At 63.9% G+C, this 21594-nt stretch carries 19 protein-coding genes; 5 read left to right on the plus strand and 14 right to left on the minus strand.

All coding sequences use genetic code 11. From position 1 onward, the window contains the following. Positions 1-63 precede the first annotated feature (63 nt). A complete protein-coding gene (locus tag L630_RS0101790) occupies positions 64-2658 on the plus strand; it encodes a UvrD-helicase domain-containing protein (protein ID WP_024846576.1) in 2595 nt (864 codons plus the stop codon). 760 nt (positions 2659-3418) lie between these two features. Here L630_RS0101790 and L630_RS0101795 read toward each other — a convergent pair. The 3 genes from L630_RS0101795 to L630_RS0101805 all read right to left on the minus strand — a co-directional run bounded on the left by L630_RS0101795 (position 3419) and on the right by L630_RS0101805 (position 5106). Then, positions 3419-3784, minus strand: coding sequence for a hypothetical protein (locus tag L630_RS0101795; RefSeq protein ID WP_024846577.1), 366 nt, complete (start codon positions 3782-3784; stop codon positions 3419-3421). Between the two features lie 183 nt (positions 3785-3967). Next, positions 3968-4597 carry a DapH/DapD/GlmU-related protein gene (locus L630_RS0101800; RefSeq protein ID WP_024846578.1) on the minus strand — a complete coding sequence of 210 codons (630 nt, stop codon included), beginning with the start codon at positions 4595-4597 and terminating at the stop codon, positions 3968-3970. Positions 4598-4599: 2 nt separating this feature from the next. Continuing rightward, entirely contained in the window at positions 4600-5106 is a 507-nt protein-coding gene (locus L630_RS0101805) for a cytochrome b/b6 domain-containing protein (RefSeq protein ID WP_024846579.1), read from the minus strand. Positions 5107-5204: 98 nt separating this feature from the next. Here L630_RS0101805 and L630_RS23105 point away from each other — a divergent pair, with 98 nt between their 5' ends. The 3 genes from L630_RS23105 to L630_RS0101820 are packed head-to-tail and all read left to right on the plus strand — an operon-like array spanning position 5205 to position 6846. Further along, positions 5205-5363 (plus strand): hypothetical protein, encoded by a 159-nt coding sequence (locus L630_RS23105; protein ID WP_186441329.1) that lies wholly within the window; start codon positions 5205-5207, stop codon positions 5361-5363. Between the two features lie 35 nt (positions 5364-5398). Continuing rightward, positions 5399-5974 carry an SCO family protein gene (locus L630_RS0101815; RefSeq protein WP_024846580.1) on the plus strand — a complete coding sequence of 192 codons (576 nt, stop codon included), beginning with the start codon at positions 5399-5401 and terminating at the stop codon, positions 5972-5974. Positions 5975-5979: 5 nt separating this feature from the next. Continuing rightward, complete coding sequence (locus L630_RS0101820) at positions 5980-6846, plus strand: 50S ribosomal protein L11 methyltransferase (RefSeq protein ID WP_024846581.1); 867 nt, start codon at positions 5980-5982, stop codon at positions 6844-6846. 150 nt (positions 6847-6996) lie between these two features. On the opposite strand, the gene L630_RS0101825 is transcribed toward L630_RS0101820, so the two are convergent. Further along, complete coding sequence (locus L630_RS0101825) at positions 6997-7176, minus strand: hypothetical protein (RefSeq protein WP_024846582.1); 180 nt, start codon at positions 7174-7176, stop codon at positions 6997-6999. Between the two features lie 203 nt (positions 7177-7379). On the opposite strand from L630_RS0101825, the gene L630_RS0101830 reads away from it, so the two are divergent. After that, on the plus strand, positions 7380-9191 hold the full coding sequence (locus L630_RS0101830) for an aminopeptidase P family protein (protein WP_024846583.1): 1812 nt from the start codon (positions 7380-7382) through the stop codon (positions 9189-9191). Between the two features lie 5 nt (positions 9192-9196). On the opposite strand, the gene L630_RS0101835 is transcribed toward L630_RS0101830, so the two are convergent. The 10 genes from L630_RS0101835 to L630_RS0101880 form a co-directional block, all read right to left on the minus strand. Further along, entirely contained in the window at positions 9197-9490 is a 294-nt protein-coding gene (locus tag L630_RS0101835) for an AzlD family protein (protein WP_024846584.1), read from the minus strand. Then, positions 9487-10194: an AzlC family ABC transporter permease gene (locus tag L630_RS0101840; protein ID WP_024846585.1), complete on the minus strand. Its 708-nt coding sequence runs from the start codon at positions 10192-10194 to the stop codon at positions 9487-9489. Before L630_RS0101840 ends, L630_RS0101835 begins: the two co-directional genes overlap by 4 nt. A gap of 107 nt (positions 10195-10301) precedes the next feature. Beyond that, positions 10302-12452, minus strand: a complete 2151-nt coding sequence (gene ligA / locus L630_RS0101845) for an NAD-dependent DNA ligase LigA (protein WP_024846586.1) — start codon at positions 12450-12452, stop codon at positions 10302-10304. A 74-nt stretch (positions 12453-12526) separates the two neighbouring features. Further along, entirely contained in the window at positions 12527-14203 is a 1677-nt protein-coding gene (recN, locus tag L630_RS0101850; protein ID WP_024846587.1) for a DNA repair protein RecN, read from the minus strand. Positions 14204-14307: 104 nt separating this feature from the next. Further along, positions 14308-15180, minus strand: a complete 873-nt coding sequence (locus L630_RS0101855) for an outer membrane protein assembly factor BamD (RefSeq protein WP_034329132.1) — start codon at positions 15178-15180, stop codon at positions 14308-14310. A gap of 141 nt (positions 15181-15321) precedes the next feature. Then, positions 15322-16272, minus strand: a complete 951-nt coding sequence (lpxC, locus tag L630_RS0101860) for a UDP-3-O-acyl-N-acetylglucosamine deacetylase (RefSeq protein WP_024846589.1) — start codon at positions 16270-16272, stop codon at positions 15322-15324. Between the two features lie 280 nt (positions 16273-16552). Next, positions 16553-18292, minus strand: coding sequence for a cell division protein FtsZ (gene ftsZ / locus L630_RS0101865; RefSeq protein WP_024846590.1), 1740 nt, complete (start codon positions 18290-18292; stop codon positions 16553-16555). 66 nt (positions 18293-18358) lie between these two features. After that, entirely contained in the window at positions 18359-19672 is a 1314-nt protein-coding gene (gene ftsA, locus L630_RS0101870; protein WP_024846591.1) for a cell division protein FtsA, read from the minus strand. Beyond that, the gene (locus L630_RS0101875; RefSeq protein WP_245263634.1) at positions 19669-20562 is read right to left on the minus strand and encodes a cell division protein FtsQ/DivIB; all 894 of its coding nucleotides are present in this window, start codon (positions 20560-20562) and stop codon (positions 19669-19671) included. The genes ftsA and L630_RS0101875 overlap by 4 nt, the downstream gene beginning before the upstream one ends. Continuing rightward, positions 20550-21476 carry a D-alanine--D-alanine ligase gene (locus tag L630_RS0101880; protein WP_024846593.1) on the minus strand — a complete coding sequence of 309 codons (927 nt, stop codon included), beginning with the start codon at positions 21474-21476 and terminating at the stop codon, positions 20550-20552. The genes L630_RS0101875 and L630_RS0101880 overlap by 13 nt, the downstream gene beginning before the upstream one ends. Positions 21477-21594: the final 118 nt, after the last annotated feature.

Raw genomic sequence — 21594 nt, forward strand, 5'->3', positions numbered from 1 at the left:
CGCACAGAACAAGATGCGAACAAAGTCTGGCCTTTCCGTTTAGAATCACTACATTCCAGCGACATGCCAGGCTTCGCCGACGACATACCCTTCTTTGATGAGGACGATCTGCCGCCCCGCCCCGCTGCGGCGTCTGCGCCTGCGGGTGGACCTGCGGGCGGCATTGCCGCGCGTGCCATGGCCGCACGCCAGGGCGGCAACCGCGCACCCGATTATCTCTCCGGCCTGAACCCGGAACAGCGACTCGCGGTCGAGACGACCGAAGGTCCGGTGCTGGTGCTCGCCGGCGCGGGCACCGGCAAGACGCGCGTACTGACGACCCGCATCGGCCATATTCTTGCCACCGGCAAGGCGTGGCCGTCGCAGATCCTTGCGGTGACCTTCACCAACAAGGCGGCGCGCGAAATGAAGCAGCGCATCGGCGTGCTCGTCGGCGAGGCGGTCGAGGGGATGCCGTGGCTCGGCACCTTCCACTCGATCGGCGTCAAGATTCTCCGCCGTCATGCGGAACTGGCGGGGCTGCGCTCCGACTTCACCATCCTCGACACCGACGACGTCATTCGGCTGATCAAGCAGCTCATCCAGGCCGAGGGCCTCGACGATAAGCGCTGGCCCGCGCGCCAGTTCGCCCAGATGATCGACGCCTGGAAGAACAAGGGCCTGTCGCCCGACGAAATTCCGGAAGGCGATGCGCGCGCATTCGGCAATGGGCGCGGCCGCGAGCTCTACCGCGCCTATCAGGAGCGGCTGACTACGCTGAACGCCTGTGACTTCGGCGACCTGCTTTGCCACCCGATCCGTATCCTGCGCAGCAACCCGGACATCCTGCGCGAGTACCACCAGAAGTTCCGCTACATCCTGGTCGATGAGTACCAGGACACCAACACGGCGCAGTACATGTGGCTGCGACTGCTGGCTCAGCGGCCGAGCAAGATGCGTCCGACAGACGCTCCGGCTACCGGCCGCGAGGCCGAACGGCTTATCGCCGGAGAAGAGCGCACGACCGTCAACATCTGCTGCGTTGGCGACGACGACCAGTCGATCTACGGCTGGCGCGGCGCGGAGGTCGACAACATCCTGCGCTTCGAGCGCGATTTCCCGGGGGCGACCGTCATCCGTCTTGAGCGCAATTACCGCTCTACCGCACACATTCTGGGCGCCGCATCGCACCTCATCGCCCACAATGAAGGCCGCCTCGGCAAGACGCTCTTCACCGAGAAGCCCAACCCGGACGATCCTAAGGTGATGGTTCATGCGGCCTGGGACTCGGAAGAGGAAGCCCGCGCCGTCGGCGAGGAGATCGAGGCGCTGCAGCGCAAGCAGCACAACCTCAACGATATGGCGATCCTCGTGCGCGCCTCGTTCCAGATGCGCGAGTTCGAAGACCGCTTCGTCACGCTCGGGGTCAACTACCGCGTCATCGGCGGCCCTCGCTTCTACGAGCGCCAGGAAATTCGCGATGCGATGGCCTATTTCCGCGTAATCGCCAATCCCGGAGACGACCTCGCCTTCGAGCGCATCGTCAACGTGCCGAAGCGCGGTCTTGGCGAGGCTGCAATCCGGCAGGTCCACGATGCTGCCCGCGCCCTTGGCGTGCCGATGCTGGAGGCCGCGGGCCGGCTTGCCGAAAGCGACGAGCTGAAGCCGAAGCCGCGCGCGGCACTGCGCGAGGTGGTGGCGAACTTTGCCCGCTGGCGCGACCTCCTCAACAATACGCCGCATACCGAGCTTGCCGAGACGGTGCTGGAGGAATCCGGCTACACCGACATGTGGAAGAACGACAAGTCGCCGGATGCGCCGACGCGGCTCGAGAACCTCAAAGAGCTCATTCGCTCGATGGAAGAGTACGAGTCGCTGCGGAGCTTCCTCGAGCACGTCGCGCTCGTCATGGACGCCGAGCAGAATGAGGAGCTCGACGCCGTCAACATCATGACGCTCCACTCGGCCAAGGGCCTCGAGTTCGACACGGTGTTTCTACCGGGCTGGGAGGAAGGCCTCTTCCCGCACCAGCGCGCGCTCGACGAGGGCGGACGCTCCGGCCTCGAGGAAGAACGCCGCCTCGCCTATGTCGGCCTGACGCGCGCCAAGCGGAACCTGCACATCTGGTTCACCTCGAACCGCCGCATCCATGGCCTGTGGCAGTCGACGATCCCGTCACGGTTCCTGGAAGAGCTGCCCGAGCAGCACATCGAGATTGCGGAAACGAGCTCGAGCTACGGCGGCTACGGCACGGGCTATGGTAGCCAGATCGGCGGCCGCAATCCGTATGGCGCCTCGCGCTTCGACAACGCCGGCCAGGGCTCGTTCAACAACAGCTACTCGACGCCCGGCTGGCAGCGCGCCCAGCAGAACCGCAACGAGGCGACCAACCGCAACTGGGGCTCCCGCTCGGGCCATGCGGTCGAGCGCATCGGCTATGGCGAAGTCGATTCCGGCTATGGCGCCGGCCGCACCTCGGTAAAGGGTCGCACAATCGAGGGTGAGCTGGTCGCCAAGTCGGTGACGACGACGGAGTCGCCGTTCAAGGTTGGCGACAGGGTGTTCCACCAAAAGTTCGGCAATGGCAACGTCGCCGCGATCGAGGGCAACAAGCTTACGATCGACTTCGACAAGGCCGGCCAGAAGCGCGTACTCGACGGATTCGTGACGGCGGTGTGAGCGCCGCGAGCCTGGCACGCACAAGTTGAAGCGAGGGCGCGCCTCTATGCCCCTTCACTCATCGTGTTGATGCTTGGCGCGGACGCTTGCGCCGCACTGCAGCGTGATCGTTCAGGCCTGGATCCCCTGCTCGGGCCCGCTTCGCGGGCTTGGCGGGGATGACGAAGATGGGCACGTAAGCGCCCCACAGGGCAGAGCGCTTCCGCAGCACAGCCAGAAGCACCTAGGCGCCCATGGCTTCCACTCCCGCTCAATATCCGGAAAACCCTACCTTTTCTCATCGTCATGCTCGGGCTTGACCCGAGCATCCATGCCTGAACGGTCAGAACTGGACGCAGCCGCCGACACCGCGCTTCGACGAGAACCAGCCTTCCGTTACTACAACCTTCCACACGCTAAGAATGTGAGACAGAATAATTCGACTTTTACGTGTATTTTAGTAGTCTCACAACTGCAGGCAATGGTGCCTGTATCTTCCGCTCCATGCGGTTTACCTCCGGGCCCCTTCCGTCACACTACCCCCGCGGCGGAAGGGGCGCCGAAGCCGAAATTCTCCGCAACGTCCAGGCAACAAAAAACCGGCCCGAGGCCGGTTGTTCCGTTCATAGGGTGGTCGAAGGGAGACGGGAAGGCCCGCCATTCCCTTCGACCTGAGCGCCTCCCGTTAGCGGGGGGCGGGGATCGGGAGGCGCTCGCCGATGGGCGCAAGACCTCAGCGGGAGGAGGTGGAGGGTGGCCTCAGGACCCTGCGCCCGACCGGTTAGTGCCGGCGGCGACCAGAGGACTGGGACTGGACCTTGCTCCAGGAATTGCCGAACGAACCACCGCCGATGATGCCGTTGCCCACCGCGTTCTGGCTGCCGGTGACGTTGCCATGGCCTACATTGTTGTTGTTGCCCTTTACGATGCCGGAAACAACATTGCCGCTGAGGATGTTGGCGTTGTTGAGCAGCCCGATCCCGCTCAGAAGGGCAATGTTGCCCGTCTGCACCGACGGCGAAATGTTGACGAAGCCGCCATAGGACGACTGGGTAGTTCCGCTCTTGCCCCAGCCTCCGGCCATGGCCGGAACGGCGGCGAAGGTCAGCGTCGAGGATAGCGCAGCGAATGCAATCAGCTTCAGCATTAGACTTCTCCCTTGGTAATCGAAGTCTTCTGCCCAGCGGTTAATCTCCGAGCCAGAGAAAATCACTAACGGAAAATTAATACAATCGAAAATTGCAGAGTAACTCAAGTACACGCACGAAACATTCGATTAATACTAATGCGCGTAATTTAATTTAAATTTTATACAAGCAAGGAAGCAGCCTCAGATCTTCCATTTCTCGATGAATTCCATAGGCGACAGCACCTGCATGTCGGGAATGGCTTCGGCCAGCTTTTCCTCCGGCCAGTCCCACCAGGCGAGCGCCTTGAGCGCCGTGGCCACGTCATCATCGAAGCGCATGCGGATGCGCCGTGCAGGGACGCCCGCAACGATCTCGTAGTCGCCCACCGGCTTCGTTACCACGGCGTTCGCGCCGATCACCGCTCCGTCGCCGACCGTCACGCCTGGCATGATGACGGCGCCGTGCCCGATCCACACGTCGTTGCCAATCGTGACCTGCTTCGCACGGCGGCGCTCGCGAAACTCCTGGTCGACGCCCTGGAATTTGAAGAACTCATTCGGGCGGTAGGTGATCTTGTGCGTCGACACCCGCTCCATCGGGTGCTCCAGCGCGTTGATCCGCACATTCGCGGCAATCGAGCAGAATTTTCCGATGGTGGTGTAGATCGCCTCGCCGTGGCGCTCGAAATAGCTGAAGTCGCCGACCTTCACCTCGCGCAGCACGACGCGCTCGCCGATGACGACGTGGCGGCCGAGCTTGCAGGATTTCAATTCCGCGGTGGGATGAATGCGCGGGTCGCCATGCGGCGCCCCCGCCTTTTCCTTGGACATGATCAGTCTCGGGTCATCAGCATCCGCATCAGGACGTCCGAGCGGAAGACGAAGTGCTGCACCAGCGCGCCGGCAATGTGGAGAACAACCACAGCGAGCAGCAACAGCTTGAGGATGTTGTGGGCGGCGGCCGCACCACCAAGGCTGCCGAACCAGGCGGCAGCGCCCGACATCGGCACCAGCAGGATCAGCACGTAGAGCGCAACATGGTTGATCTTCGCCACGCGGCGCAGCAGCGGCGGCTCGTTGTCGGGCGCCGGCGGCGCGCCAAGTGTAAGCCGCAGCCCGATCCGCCACAGCGCCAGCATCAGGATCAGCAGGCCCATCGTCACATGGATGTTGGCAGCATCCACCGCGTCGGCCGTCGGTTCCTCGCCACTCATGACCGCGCGAAATGCGTCGCCGATGCCTTGATTGAGGAAAAACTGGAATGCGACCAGAAGGGCCACCGTCCAGTGCAGCATGATCTGCGTCGCCGAATATCCCTGCGTGCTGTCGCGTACGCTCATCGCCCTCTCCTGCCGTTGCGATCACAGTTACGTTGATCCAGCCGCGGGCGGCAAGATGGCATCTTTCAACCCGCTGCGCGAGACGGTATCAAGGTTCCATGACCGGTTTTACAGCCAGCCTCGCCCGCCCTGCCGCGCTTGCGGTCCTGGCGGTTGCGCTTTCCGCCTTTGCGGGCGTTGCCTTCGCAGGGTGGATGGAGCACGCGCCCGCGATCTTCATGGCGCTGGTCGATTCCGGCCTGTCCTGGTGCTTCTGACGCACCGGCACCATTCCTGATAAAGGGGCTTCTCCATGATGCGATCGATCCTTGTCGGCATACTCGTCGTCGTGGCGCTTGCCGTCGGCTGGATGACGTTCGACTGGTATCGCGTACAGCATACTGCCAAGGCCTTTGGCGCGCCGTTTGAACTGGTTCAGGGCAATGGCGAGCCGATCACCCAAGAGGCCCTCAAGGGGCATCCGAGCGCCGTCTTCTTCGGCTTCACCCATTGTCCGGAAGTCTGCCCCACGACCCTGTTCGAGCTCGACGGCTGGCTGAAGACACTGGGCGACGAGGGCAAGGACATCCGGGCCTATTTCGTCAGCATCGACCCGGAGCGCGACACGCCCGAGATCGTCCACAGCTACGTCACCAACGTTTCTGACCGTATCGTAGGCATCTCCGGGGAGCCCGAGAAGGTGATGGCGATGGCGAAGTCGTTTGGCATCTACTCGAAGCGCGTCGATCTCGAGAACGGCGACTACACGATGGACCACACCGCCTCGATCCTTCTCCTCAACTCCGATGGCGACTTTGCCGGCACCATTGCGTATGGAGAGAATCCTGACAACGCCATAGCCAAGCTGAAGCGGCTGGCCAAAGGTTGAACTGCATGACCCAGACCCGTCTCTATTTCGTCGCCAAGCGCCCTCTCTCCACCGACCTGTTCGCTGCGATGGAGACGCATTTCGAGGATGACGGCTATCCCCTCGCCTCGGTCGAGCTCGACGAGGACAACGGCATCGACGAGATCTCCGTCTACGCCGACAACGATGAGATCGACGACATCGAGGCGCGCATCCGCAGCCTGACCGGCGAGGCGCTGGAGATCCAGCGCGAGGAACTGCCTGATGTCGACTGGGTGGCGAAGTCGCTGGAAGGGCTGAAGCCGGTCCGCGCGGGACGCTTCCTCGTCCACGGCCGCCACGATCGCGACGAGGTGCGTGAGGGTGACATTGCGATCGAGATCGAGGCCGGCCAGGCATTCGGGACCGGCCACCACGGCACGACGGCGGGCTGCCTTGAGATGATCGCTTCGGTCGTTGCCGACGAGCAGCCGAAGAACGTTCTCGACCTCGGCACCGGCAGCGCCGTGCTTGCCATTGCCGTTGCCAAGCTCGCCCTGGTCCCGGTGCTGGCCACCGACATCGATCCGGTGGCAACGGAGGTCGCAACCGAGAACGTCGCACTCAACGGCGTGTCGCAGTGGGTGACCACGGCGACTGCGCCGGGCTTCGACGATCCGATCTTCGCCGAGCGCGGCCCATTCGACCTGATCATCGCCAACATTCTCGCCAATCCGCTGATCCAGCTTGCCCCGGAGATGGCGCGTAACGTGGTCGACGGCGGTTCCCTAATTCTGTCGGGAATTCTCGACTCGCAGGGGGACGCGGTGATCGCCGCCTATGTGGCCGAAGGCTTTCGCCACATCCGCACCACGCACCTCGAGGGCTGGGTCACCATTCACCTCAAGCGCTAGAGCGCTTCCTGCAAGGGTGGAAAAGAAAAGACCGTTTCCGGGGTATCAGTCGGAAACGGTGTGAAAGAGGTCAGTCTCTAACCTATGCAAACTAAAAAGGCGGCCCGAAGGACCGCCTTTTAGTTGTTCCGATGGCGTCGCCCCACGCTATCAGAACATGTACGGTGCACCGCGGCTGCTGCGCTCGAGATCTGCGCGGTTGTGACCAGCAGCCTTCAGGGTCTCATCGTCCAGCATCAGGAGAGCGCTGGCGACATAGCGACGGGCCTGCTTCTCGCGCGCCGTCACCATTGCGTTGACTGCATTCCGGAAGAAACCACCCTTAGCCATGCCTATCTCCTGTGCGCTCGGGACAACATCTTGTTGACGCATAGGTAAGGTCTGCTGACCCAAAGGACCAGTGCAGATAGCGCATGGCGACCATGCAGTTTTTGCATGTGCGAAGTGATTGTGCGCCGCAACAAGGAGCGACCGTTGCAAGGCTTCATCATGAGGTCTAGACCTGCTGGCAGTACAACCAGCAACAGAGCGGCATGATGTTCCAGTCATTCGACGTGCGCACCAATCCCTCGCAGGGCATCGAGAGGGTGGCGCTGCTACGCGCCAAACTCGCCGAACACAAGCTCGACGGGTTCCTTGTTCCGCGCGCCGACGAACATCAGGGCGAATATGTCGCCGCCTGCTCAGAGCGGCTGCAGTGGCTCACCGGCTTCACCGGTTCCGCCGGCGCGGCGCTGGTCCTGAAGGACAAGGCAATCCTGTTCGTCGACGGTCGTTACACACTTCAGGCGAAGGCTCAGGTCGATCCGGGAACGTTCCGCATTGAAAGCCTCGTTGAAAACCCGCCGGTAAAATGGCTGGAGGCCAATGGTGAGGGGCTGACGATCGGTTTCGATCCCTGGCTGCACACGATCGCCGAGGTCGAGGCCTTCGAGAAGGCCGGCATCGAGCTCACCCCGGTTGAGAACCTTGTCGACGCCGTTTGGGCGGACCGCCCTGCTCCGCCGGCCGGCAAGATCGAGATCCACCCACACGGCTTTGCCGGGGTGCTCGCTAAGGACAAGATCGCCGATCTTTCGGAATCGCTTGCAAAGAAGGGCGCAACGCACGCGGTGCTGACCGATCCGTCGTCGCTCGCCTGGGTGTTCAACATCCGCGGCAGCGATGTCGCCCATACGCCGCTCGCGCTCGGTTTCGCGATCCTCAGCACCGACGAGCTGCCAAAGCTGTTCATCAGCCGCGACAAGCTAACGATCGAGACGGACGCCTATCTCACCCAGCTTGCCGACGTGCTTGAGCCCTCGCAGCTCGAAGAGGAGCTTGCCCGCATCGCCGCCCTCGGTGGCACGGTCGCGCTCGATCCGGTGCTGGCGGCCGAGAAGCTGCGGATGATCGTCGAGGAAAACGGCGGCACGACACTTGCCCTGCCCGACCCCGCCCGCCTGCCGCGTGCGACCAAGAACAAGGCGGAGCTTGCCGGCAGCCGAGCCGCGCATCGCCGCGACGGCGCTGCGGTGACCAAGTACCTTTGCTGGCTCGACCGGCAGGAGCCCGGCACGATCGACGAGATCCAGGCCGTGCAGGCGCTTGAGCAGTTCCGCGTCGCGGTCGGCGAGGAAACGCAGATGCCGCTGCGCGACATCTCGTTCGACACGATCTCGGGTGCCGGCCCCAACGGCGCCATCATCCACTATCGCGTGACCACCGGCACCAATCGCAAACTGCAGGCCGGCGAACTCTATCTCGTTGACTCCGGCGGCCAGTACCAGGACGGTACCACCGATATCACCCGCACGGTCGCTGTCGGTACGCCGACGCGCAAAATGTGCGAGCGCTACACGCTGGTGCTCAAGGGCCTGATCCAGATCTCGCTGCTGCGCTTCCCGGCGGGCACCCGTGGCATGGACATCGACGCAATCGCCCGCCGCGCGCTCTGGGCCCACGGCCTCGATTATGCCCACGGCACCGGCCATGGCGTCGGCTCGTTCCTGTCGGTGCACGAGGGGCCGCAGCGTATAGCCAAGACCGGCGCGGAAAGGCTGCTGCCGGGGATGATCATTTCCAACGAACCCGGCTACTACAAGGAAGGCGCTTACGGCATTCGCCTCGAAAACCTGATCGTCGTCGAGGAAGCCGCGCCGATCCCGGGCGGTGACATTCCGATGCACAGCTTCGAGACGCTGACGCTTGCGCCGTTCGACCGCAGGCTCATCGTTGCCGACATGCTTGATCCAGCCGAGCGCGCGTGGCTCGACGCCTATCATGCACGCGTGCTGCAGGAGATCGGGCCGATGCTTGACGGAGAGACGCTGGCCTGGCTCGAAAAGGCCGCAGCGCCGCTTTGATAGCTCTAGAGCGTATTGCGCAGCAGGATCAGCACTGCTGCGCCGCTTGCCACCATCACGATGAGATTGCCCCGCAGGGCAACAAACCCGGCGACCGCTAGCGCTGCCCATTCTGCCACGCCGCCCGTGGTCGCCGCGGGCGCGACCAATGTCGTCAAAACCGCCGCCGGCACGGCGTTCAGCCCCGCCTCCACACGCGGATGAATCCTCTCGAAGCGCGACAGCACCAGGTGGCCGCCGACGCGCGTGAGGTAGGTAACGACCGCACCGGCAATGATGATCCAGAAGGTCGCGGTCATTGGCTGACGCCTTTCCTCACCGGTACGATCGCCGCCGCGAGCAACACGCCCGCTATCGCACCGATGGAGACGTGCCAGGGCGAGCCGACGGTATTGTAGGCGATAACCGACGCGACGCTGCTCATGGCGACAATCGGAAGCCACAGCGGCCGGTCGCGAAAGTCCATCACCAAGCCGAGGAAGTAGATCGGCAACAGGAAATCGAGGCCGATCTTGTGCGGATCGGGAATCAGGTTGCCGAACGCCGCGCCAACCGCGCCCTCTGCGGTCCAGAAGACGTAGATCGGCAGCGCCATGCCGAGATACCAGGAGAAGGTCAGACCCTTGCCCTCGCCGTTCGACCGTCGCTCGGCCTCGCCAAATTGCGGGTCTGTCAGGAAGAAGAAACCCATCGCCCGCTTGACCGGCGTCCAGTGCATCACGTGCCTCGACAGCGCGGCAGAATAGAGCACGTGCCGGAAATTGACGGCGAAGATCGACAGCACGACGATCCACGCCGGGATCGACTGGCCGAAGAGTTCCAGCCCGACCAGCTGACTTGCGCCAGCAAATACCGTCGCGCTCATCAGAGCCGCCTCGCCGATGCTGAGGCCGTTCTGCACGGCCACGACGCCGAACAGAATACCGAACGGCGCCGAAGCAATAACGACCGGGGCGGAGCTCTTTACGCCCTCGAAGAATTCTTGCACGCTTCTGGAAGTCATCCGGTTTTGTTCTGCCGTTGTACTTGCCCTTACGTCGGGCTCGAAGCGTGGATGTAGGTCAGCCGGATTGCCAAGTCACATAAATTCGGTTGAGCCAATCATCAGGATTATTGGCCAACCAGCTCGAACCACTGGTCCTCGTCAATCACCTCGATGCCGAGCTCAGTCGCCTGCTTCAGCTTGGAGCCCGCGCCGGGGCCGGCGACGACCAGGTCGGTCTTCTTCGACACCGAGCCAGAAACCTTGGCGCCGAGCCGTTCGGCCATCGCCTTGGCCTCGTCGCGCGACATGCGTTCGAGAGTGCCGGTAAAGACGACCGTTTTGCCGGCGACTGGCGAGGAGATCTCGCCGACAGGCTCTTCATCGAGAGGGGTCACCTGCGCCAGCAGGGCGTCGAGCGCCTGGACGTTGTGCTCCTCCGCGAAGAAGTCGACGAGCGCCTGCGCAACAACCGTGCCGATGCCGTCGATGTCGTTGACCAGCGACTGCCACTGCGCGTTGCCAGGCAGGCCCTTGGCCGCCGGCGGCTCGGCGCTGGTCACGGTCTCGCGCAACGCGTTGAATGACAGGAAGTGGCGCGCGAGACGCTTCGCGTTGGTCTCGCCGACGTGGCGGATGCCAAGTGCGAACAGGAAGCGCGACAGCGACACCTGGCGGCGGTCATCAATCGCCGCATAGAGTTTGCGCACCGAGACGGTTCCGAAGCCGTCGAAGTTTTCGAGCTTCGTCAGGGCGCCTTCCTGCCGCTGCTTGAGCGTGAAGATGTCGGCGGGCGTGCGGATGCACAGCGACGGGTCTTCCTGCGAGAAGAAGAACTCGATCTGTTTTTCGCCCAGCCCCTCGATGTCGAAGGCGTTGCGCGAGACGAAGTGGCGGATGCGCTCCATCGCCTGCGCCGAGCAGATCAGGCCGCCGGTGCAGCGCCAGACCGCCTCGCCCTCCTCGCGCACAGCATGACTGCCGCAGACCGGACAGGTGTGCGGGAACTGGTACGGAGCGGAATCAGCGGGCCGCTTCTCAGGCACGATGTCGAGGATCTGCGGGATCACGTCGCCGGCGCGCTGGACGATCACCGTGTCGCCGACGCGAATGTCCCTGCCCTCGCGGATCGGATTGCCGTCATTGCCGATGCCGCGGATGTAGTCTTCGTTGTGCAACGTCGCGTTGGTGACGACGACGCCGCCAACCGTCACCGGCTCCAGCCGCGCCACTGGCGTCATCGCGCCGGTGCGGCCGACCTGGATGTCGATTCCTTTGAGAACGGTCGTCGCCTTCTCCGCCGGGAACTTGTGGGCGGTCGCCCAGCGCGGGCTGCGCGAGCGGAAGCCGAGCCGTTCCTGCAGGTCGAGGCGGTTCACCTTGTAGACAACGCCGTCGATGTCATAGGGCAGCTCGGCGCGCTGCGCCTCGATCGCCCGGTAGTGCTCCAGCATCTCGTCAGCCGAGCGGCAGATCTTGGTCAGCTCGTTGATCTTGAAGCCCCACGAGCCGATCCGCTGGACTGCTTCGTACTGGGTGGCCGCCAGCGGCTCGCTCGTCTCGCCCCAGGCATAGGCGAAGAATTTCAACGGCCGCCTGCGGGTGACCTCCGGGTCCTTCTGGCGCAGACTGCCAGCCGCGAAGTTGCGCGGATTGGCGAAGGTACGGCCCTGCTCTGCCGCCGCCTTCTCGTTAAGCGCAAGAAAATCGTCGCGGCGCATATAGACCTCGCCGCGCACCTCGACGATTTCCGGCGCATCAGCCGGCAGCTTCTGCGGGATCTCGTCGATCGTGCGAACATTCGCGGTCACGTTCTCGCCGGTCTCGCCGTCGCCGCGCGTTGCGGCCGTCACCAGCTCGCCGCGCTCGTAGCGCAACGACATCGACAGGCCGTCGATCTTCGGCTCGGCGGTGAAGACCAGCTCCTCGCCGCTCGAGAGCGACAGGAAGCGGCGCACAGAAGCAACAAAGTCGCGTGCGTCAGCATCACTGAAGACGTTGTCGAGCGACAACATCGGCCGGGAGTGGCGCACCTGACCAAAGGTACCGGTCGGCGCCGTTCCCACAGCCCGCGAGGGCGAATCCGAGCGGATCAGCTCGGGGAATGCCGCCTCGATCGCTGCATTGCGCAGGCGCAGCTCGTCATAGTCCGCGTCGGAGATGGTCGGCGCGTCTTCCGCGTAATAGCGACGGTCGTGCTCGGCAATCTCGGCCGCGAGCGCGGCGAGTTCCTCAGCGGCCTCCTGCGGCGTGAGTTCTTCGACGGGCTTGCGGGTAATGGACATGGGCGCGAATCCGGCTGCAACTAGGTGCGCTAAAGTAGCGTTGCGGCCGCAGGGCTCAAGCCCTCGGATCAGTTGACCGCCGCGTTCTCCCGTAAGAGTCTGTCAGCAGCCGCACGCGCTTCGTCTGTAATGGTCGCGCCGGCCAGCATGCGGGCGATCTCTTCCTGCCGCGCCTCGCGGGCGAGCGTCTCCACGCCGGTCGCGACCTTGTCGCTGCCGCCCGACTTGGCGATCAGGTAGTGCGAATGCGCGCGTGCCGCGACCTGCGGCGCATGGGTCACCGACAACACCTGAATGCGCTCGGCAAGCCTTGCCAGCCGCTGGCCGATCGCATCCGCCACCGCGCCGCCTACGCCCGTGTCGATTTCGTCGAAGACGAGCGTCGGTGCCGAGCCCCGATCGGCAAGCGCCACCTTGAGTGCCAGCAGGAAGCGCGAAAGCTCGCCGCCCGACGCCACCTTCATGATCGGCCCCGGACGCGTTCCCGGATTGGTCCGGACCCAGAACTCGACCTGGTCGATGCCGCTCTCCGAGCGGTCTTCCGGGTTGGAGGAAATTTCGACGATGAACTCGGCGCGCTCAAGCTTGAGCGCCGGCAGTTCCTTCATCACCGCCTTCGCCAGCTGCGAGGCCGTGCCCTTGCGCAGTTCCGAAAGATGGAGTGCTGCCTCGTCATAGGCCGCGCGTGCCGCAACCGCTTCCTGTTCGAGATGGGCAAGGCGCTCCTCGCCCGCGTCGAGATCGGTGAGGTCGGCCACCATCTTGTCGCGCAGAGCGGCGAGGTCATCGACCTGCACCGAGTGCTTGCGGGCCGCGGCGCGAAGCGCGAACAGGCGTTCTTCCGCATCTTCCAGCGCCTTCGGATCAAACTCGCTGGCGCGCAGCGCGGCGTCGACCGCCTCCTGCGTCGCATCGAGCGAAATCAGCGCCTCGTCGAGAGACTTGATGATGTCATCGAGCAGGCCCGGCGCCTCAGCCGCCTTTCGCTGAAGTCTCCGCAGCAGGCTGGCAAGCTGCGGCACGGCTGAGCTCGGACCGGACAGCACGTCCTGCGCGTCGGTGATATCGGTCGCAATCTTTTCCGCGCGCATCATATGCGCGCGCTTTTCGGCGAGCTCCGACTCCTCGCCCGGTTGCGGCGCAAGTTTTGACAGCTCGTCAACGCAAGAGCGCAGATAGTCCGCTTCGCGCGCCGCTGCCTCGACCCTGGCGCGGTGGCGCGACAGCGCATGTTCTGCGTCACGCCATGCCTGCCACATGCGTGCCAGCGACTGCGCCTGACCGACATGGCCACCGAACGCATCGAGCAATTCACGGTGTGCGGAGGCGTCCACCAGCGCACGGTCGTCGTGCTGGCCGTGGATCTCGACTAGCATGCGGCCAATGCTGCGCAAGAGCGTCACGCTGGCAGGCTGGTCGTTGATGAAGACACGGCTGCGCCCGTCCGCCGACTGAATGCGGCGAAGGATGAGGTCGCCGCCATCGTCGTCAAGGCCGTTTTCCCGTACGGCTTCGCGTGCCGGATGGTTGATCGGTAAATTGAATATTGCAGTCACGCTGCCTTGCGTCGCGCCATGACGCACCAGCGAGGCGTCGCCGCGCGCACCAAGTGCGAGGGAGAGCGAATCGAGGAGGATCGACTTGCCGGCGCCCGTTTCACCGGTCAGCACTGACAGGCCCGACGCAAAATCGAGGTCGAGCCGTTCAATCAGAACAATGTCGCGGATCGACAGATGGGCGAGCATCAGGAGCTGAGACCGAAAATGGAGTACCGATTCCCGGAGAAGACCACGACGCGAACAAAAGGTGAAGACCCTCCCGCAGGCAAGTTACCCCGCCCGCGGAAAGATCAGCTTTCCTTGGCGCCGAGCAGCTTGCCAACGCCACTCAGCCAGGAGCCCTTGTTCTCGCGCGGCTCGAGGCCGCCGGACTGCAGCAGCTTGTAGGTGTCCTTGTACCACTGGCTGTCCGGATAGTTGTGGCCGAGCACCGCTGCCGCAGCCTGTGCTTCCGAAGCAAGGCCCATTGCGAGATAGGTTTCGGCTAGGCGAGCCAGCGCCTCCTCGACATGGCGCGTGTCGGAATACATCTCGACCACGTTGCGGAAGCGCTTGATGGCGCCGACATATTCGCGGCGCTCGAGATAGTAGCGGCCGACCTGCATTTCCTTGCCGGCGAGCTGGTCGCGGGCATAACGGATCTTGGCGTGCGCGTCGTCAACATATTCAGACTCAGGCCAGCGTTCGATCAGCTCGCGCATGGCCTCGGCCGTGCGGCGGGCTTCCTTCTGGTCCTGCGTGACGTCGCGGATCTGGCGGAAATATGAAAGGCCGATCAGGTACTGCGCGTACGCAGCGTCCTCGCTGGTCGGATAAAGCGACACGTAGCGCTGGCCAGCGGTGATAGCTTCTTCGTACTTGGCGGAGCGGTAATTGGTGAACGCGCTCATCAGCAGCGCCTTGCGGGCCGGCTCCGAATAAGGATGCTGGCGGTCGACCGCCTCGAACTTCTTCGCCGCCTCGCCCATCCGGCCGGCATCGAGATTCGCTAGGCCCTGATTGTACAGCTCGTTGGCCGGCTCGACGGTCTCCGCGTAGGAGGCAAGGTCAATATTCTTGTCCGACGCGCAGGCCGAAACCATCAAAGGCAGAACAGCCGCCGCTACTGCCAATGCCAGTCGACGGCGCGGCGAGGCGGTTACAGCTGTATTGAATTCACTCATGACGGGTCTCGCCCCTCTGGCGTGGCTAATCGTACGTCGCGGCAGTCTTAGTCGAACCGCCGTCACTCGGCAACGTTGTCACGACCCAATGGCGCTTTTTTGTGGCGCTGGGGTGGAAAGGACTGGGGAAGAACACGCGTTTCAGATCATCCAGGGCGCGAATGCAGGCCCGTTAACCGCGATCATCTCTGCCTGGCGTCCGATGGCAGGCCGGCGAGCTTCAACGATCTCGTAGGCAGAGCGGTCGCTGAGCAGCGCCTTCAGCGCGTTGGCGTTGAGCTTGTGGCCGCCGCGATAGGAACGGAAGCAGCCAATGAAGCGCGCGCCCGCGAGCGACAGGTCGCCCATGGCGTCCAGCATCTTGTGGCGGACGAACTCATTCGGATAGCGCAGGCCTTCCATGTTCACGACGCGGTGGTCCTCGCCGATCACGACGGAGTTCTCAAGCGACGAGCCGAGAGCGTAGCCAGCGGCCCAAAGACGCTCGACGTCCTTCATGAAGCCGAAAGTGCGCGCCCGCGACACTTCGGTGCGAAACGAATCCGGCGTGACATCCAGCGCGAAGAACTGGCGACCGATGGCCGGCGTCTCGAAGTCGATCTCGATCTCGAAGCGAGTGCGGTCGTGCGGGCGGAATTCTGCCCAAGAGGCACCGTTTTCGATCCGCACGGGCTTCAGGATACGGATGTAGCGGCGACGCACCTGCTGCGTCTGCAGCCCGGCCTGCTCGATCGCCTCGACGAAAGGTGCCGCGCTGCCATCCAGAATCGGCACCTCGTTACCGTCGATCTCGATCAGCACGTTGTCGAGGCCGGCGAAGGTAACGCCCGCCATCAGGTGCTCGACGGTCGCAACGTACGGGCCCTGAATATCACCAAGCACCGTGCACAGGTCGGTATTGCCCACTTCGCTGAAGAGGGCGCGAATCTCGGTCGACTTGCCCGTCTCATCGACGCGGGAAAACACCACGCCGGTATCCGGATCGGCCGGAATGAAATGAACCGTAACTGGCTTGCCGCTGTGAACACCAACGCCGGATAGTGATACGCGCGACTTGAGCGTCGTCTGGTAGTCGTACAACTCGATCCCCATTTTTCGCCCCGAAATGCCGCTGCGCCAGCCTGGCGCTGCTAAACGACGATTGAGCCCTCATCCCCATGCGCTCACCGTCAGCGGATGCTGCGGAAAATAGCTATCGCACCTCCGCGAACCAAATCACTGTTTCTTTCCCGCTGTTACGCTCGATAACAAAACGTTAACGGCGGTAATCGCGTGGAAATACGGGCGCTTGCCGGCAATTGCCGCTGCCGCGTATAAACAAAAGGCGGGTGCCTGAGCACCCGCCTTTCTTCCTTCAATCCGTAGATCGTGATCAGTTTGCCTGGCGGCGGAGGAATGCTGGGATGTCCAGCTGATCCTCTTCCTGGTGCACGCGCGGCTGAACCGACATGCGGCCCTGGTCATCGAGCTGGCCACGACGCGGCGCATAGAGCTGGGCGTCGGCGCGGCGGTTAGCTTCCGGAGCCGGCTGGCGCAGGCGCGGCTCGCGCGGCTGTGCCGGCTGCAAGCGGGCAGGCTCTTCCTCGCGGCGCGACGACAGGCCGGCGGTCAGGCGCTTCAGCAGACCCATCGGACCGCGGTCCTCGTGGTCAGCCTGCGGCTGCGGAGCGCGGGCAGCCTCGATCTCGGCACGTGCGACCGGCGGGAAGTCCTCGACGCGCGGCATGCGCGGCTGGGCGACTTCCACCTGCGGAGCCGGAGCCTCGACGCGGGCCGGAGACGGCTGCGGAGCGGCGACCGGTGCTGCGGGAGCAACCGGGGCGACTGCGACCGGCTGCTCGACCGGCGGCTGCTTGAACAGGTTGCTCGACGGACGGAACTCCTGGGTCGGTTGCTGGACCGGAGCCGGAGCAGCAACCGGGGCTGCCGGAGCGGCGGCAGCGGCGAGCTCGGCATTGGCCTCGGCGACGCGGATTGCCTCGGTGACCGGATCTGCGGCGCGCGGAGCAGCCTCGGCGACCGGAGCCGGTGCCGGAGCGACAGGAGAGGTGCGAACCTCGACCGGACGCTGCTGCTGGACCTGAGCGACCGGGCGCTGCACCGGCTGCTGGCGAACCATGATCGGCGGCGTGTTGATCTCGGCTGCCGACTTGTCGATGCCGGTGGCGACGACCGACACGCGGATGACGCCCTCGAGCTCCTCGTCGAAGGTCGCGCCGAGGATGATGTTGGCATCCGGGTCGACTTCCTCGCGGATGCGGGTCGCAGCCTCGTCGACTTCGAACAGGGTCAGGTCGCGGCCGCCGGTGATCGAGATCAGCAGGCCCTTCGCGCCCTTCATCGAGGTCTCGTCGAGCAGCGGGTTGGCGATCGCAGCCTCGGCAGCGGCCATCGCGCGGCCCTCACCCGAAGCTTCGCCGGTGCCCATCATCGCCTTGCCCATCTCGCGCATGACCGAGCGGACGTCAGCGAAGTCGAGGTTGATGAGGCCTTCCTTGACCATCAGGTCGGTGATGCAGGCAACGCCCGAATAGAGCACCTGGTCGGCCATCGCGAATGCGTCGGCGAAGGTGGTCTTGTCGTTGGCGATGCGGAAAAGGTTCTGGTTCGGAATGACGATCAGCGTGTCGACGTTCTTCTGCAGTTCCTCGATGCCCATGTCCGCGGTCTTCATGCGGCGGGCGCCTTCGAAGTGGAACGGCTTGGTGACGACGCCGACGGTCAGGATGCCCTTCTCGCGAGCAGCGCGGGCAACGACCGGAGCCGCACCGGTGCCGGTGCCGCCGCCCATGCCGGCGGTGACGAAGCACATGTGGGTGTTCGACAGGTGGTCGATGATCTCGTCGAGGCATTCCTCAGCCGCCGCACGGCCGACTTCAGGCTGCGAGCCGGCACCGAGACCCTCGGTGACATGCGCGCCGAGCTGGATGAGGCGCTCGGCCTTCGACATGGTGAGGGCCTGAGCGTCGGTGTTGGCGACAACAAACTCGACGCCGCGCAGGCCGGCGGTGATCATGTTGTTGACGGCGTTGCCGCCACCGCCGCCAACACCGAAGACGGTGATGCGCGGCTTGAGCTCGGTGATGTCCGGCTTCTGCAGATTGATGGTCATTGTCCTCGTCCTTTTACCTTTTCCCGCTGCTCGCCGCCGCGGAGCACGGGGTCGCCCCCGTTGTTCCTAAAAACTCTCTCGCAACCACTGACTGACACGCTGAAGCCGGCCACCGGTGCCAGTGGCACGGAAAGGTAGTCCACCCCCCTTCCCGTTTCGGCTCTCGAAACCCGCCATCTGCGGGTAGATCAGGAGGCCAACCGTCGTCGCAAACGCCGGTCCCTTCGCGGCCTCCGGAAGACCCGTTACACCGAGCGGCCGCCCCAGCCGCACGTTACGGGCCAGTATCCGCCGCGCCGCCTCGGGCAGACCCGCAAGCTGGCTTGCACCGCCGGTCAGCACGACACGCTTGCCGACGACCCCGCCGAAACCAGACTTGTTCAGCCGGTCGCGTACGAGTTCCAGCGTCTCCTCGACGCGGGCGCGGATGATCTTGTTCATGATGGCGCGCGGCGCCTGCTGCGGCGCCTCGCCATCCTCCGGATTCATCGGGTAGACCGTGACCATGTCGCGGTCGTCGCCTGTCGCCGGGAGCGCCGAGCCATGCATGACCTTGAGGCGTTCGGCATATTCGCGGCGCGTCGACAGGCCCTTAGCGAGGTCCATTGTGACATGGCTGCCGCCGATCGGAATGACTTCCGCGTGCACGAACTTTCCTTCGGCGAAGATCGAGATCGTCGTCGTGCCGCCGCCCATGTCAACGCAGGCCGCGCCCATCTCCGCCTCGTCATCGACGAGCGCGGCAAGGCCGCTGGCATAGGGGGTCGCCACCATGCGCTCGACCGACAGGTGCGCGCGGTTAACGCAAAGCTCAAGGTTGCGCAGCGGTGCCGCATCCGCGGTCAGCACATGCATGTCGACGCCGAGCACGTCGCCGATCATGCCGGACGGGTCGCGCACGCCACGCTCGGCATCGAGCGAGAAGCCGATTGGCAGCGAATGGATCACCTCACGCTCGGCGCGCATTGCCTGCTTTGCGCCAGCCGCGAGAACCCGCTTGATATCGGAAGGTCCGGCCTCGTGACCGCCGAGATTGACTGTCGAGGAGAACACGGTGCTGGACAGACGGCCCGCGGAGACGTTGACGAACAGCGACTCGACGGTGAGGCCAGCCATGCGCTCGGCGGCATCGACAGCAAGGCGGATCGCCTGTTCGGCCTGATCGAGATCGACGATTACGCCGGATTTCACGCCCATCGACTTCTGGTGGCCGATGCCGATGACCTTGACCTTGTGGGTGCGCCCCGGAAGCCGCTCGCTTTCCTCGCAGGGCTTCAGGCGACCGACGACACAGCACACCTTGGTCGAGCCAATGTCGAGCACGGTGACGATACCGGAGCGGCCCGCCGAAACATCAGATTTACCGCGCAGCCAGCTCATACACGACGCTCCGCAGGACGATAATGCTTGCCAAGGCGCTCCTTCATCACCGCCTCGCGCGCCGTCGCCGCATCCGGCGACAACTTCACGACCAGGCGGTCAGGGAAGCGCATGTCGACGATCTGGACGTCGCGAGCCAGCAGACCGTGCTGCTGGTCGAGTTCGATGAGATCGCGAAGGGCTACGTCAACGCCATTCTCGGGCAGCTTGACGGTAAGACCATTGTCGAAGCGCAGGTCCCAGCGGCGCTCGGACACGCGCACATAGCCGCGCACGCGCTGCGCCAGACCAGGAACCTGGGCAACCTGGGAGATGAAAGCCTTGGCCTCCTCGGCTGCACCGCTACCGACCACGAGCGGCAGCGTCAGGTGGCGTGTGCCCGCGAGCGGAGCGATGACCTTGCCATCTTCCTCGATCAGGGACAGCAGGCTGCCGCGCTGCCAGATCGCGAACGGCTTGCGCTCGGTGACAGCAACCTCGAGGGTGGCGGGATAAACCTTGCGCACCTCGGCACTTTGGATCCACGGCAACGTCTCGATGCGCTTGCGCGCCCCTTCCGCATCGAAGCCGATCAGAGAGGTATAGCCGTCGAGGCCGACGCGGTCGAAAATATCGACGTCGGACGTCTCGACATTGCCGACAACGCGAATCTCCTCGATCGCAAAACCGGTGCGCGCGGTGACAGCCTGCACAACAGTGGAGGTATGACCACCCGCGACCATGCCATAGGCAGAAAAACCACCAACCAGCGCCGCAGACAGCGCCAGCATCAAGAACGGCGGAGCTTCAACTTCGCCCGCGACGAAGCGCGAGACGAAACGCGCCGGCCTGCGCATCATGCGCGGCAGCACGAACCCGCCATCACGTCGCCCGGCCCTCAACGCAAACAAGACGCGTCCTCCACCATCCAACTCAACAATTCACCAAATGTATATCCCGCTTCCGCGGCTAGCTCTGGCACCAGGGACGTCGGCGTCATGCCGGGTTGCGTGTTCACTTCCAGCCAGATCAGCTCGCCATTTTCGGAATAGCGGTCGTCGAAGCGGAAGTCGGAACGCGATACGCCGCGACATCCAATTGCCTGATGTGCCTTCAGAGCCAGTGTCTGTATTTTTTGGTAAATAAACGGTGAAACTTTCGCGGGGCATTCGTGTTTTGACCCACCGGCAGCGTATTTTGCGTCGTAGTCGTAGAACGCCCCACCCAGGGGAATGATCTCGGTGACGCCCAGCGGGCGATCGCCCATCACCGCACAGGTCAGCTCGCGACCATAGACGTAGCGCTCGACCATGACGGTATCGCCGTATTTCCAGTCCTCGGAGCGCAGCACCTGGGGCGGATGCGCCTGGTCTTCCTTGACGATGACGACGCCGAAGCTCGACCCCTCGTTAACCGGCTTCACCACATAGGGAGCCGGCATCGGGTGCTCGTTTCCGATGTCGAATCGATTCACGACCATCGATTCGGCAACCGGCACACCGGCAGCCTTGACCACCTTCTTGGCCTGGTCCTTGTTCATCGCCAGCGCCGAGGCGAGTACGCCTGAATGCGTGTAGGGAATCTCGAGGTATTCGAGGATGCCCTGGATCGTGCCGTCCTCACCGAACGGACCATGCAGCGCGTTGAAGGCTACGTCTGGCTTCAGCTCCGCAAGCACCGACGCGACATCCCGGCCAACATCGACCCTACTGACCCGGTAGCCCTCGGCCTCGAGAGCATCTGCGCAGGCATTTCCGGAAGAAAGCGAAACCGGCCGCTCTGAGGAAAAACCGCCCATGAGAACGGCTACGTGCTTTCTCGTCATGCCCGGTAATCCCCTCTTCCGCCGGCCGCATTCCAGCGTTTCGCAGAGTTGAGTCGGAGTCATCCAGCGGCTGCAGCCGCCAGCATCTCGAACACGCTCGACTCAAATCAGGAAACGA

It is taken from the genome of Aminobacter sp. J41, from assembly GCF_000526635.1.
Lineage (GTDB): Bacteria > Pseudomonadota > Alphaproteobacteria > Rhizobiales > Rhizobiaceae > Aerobium.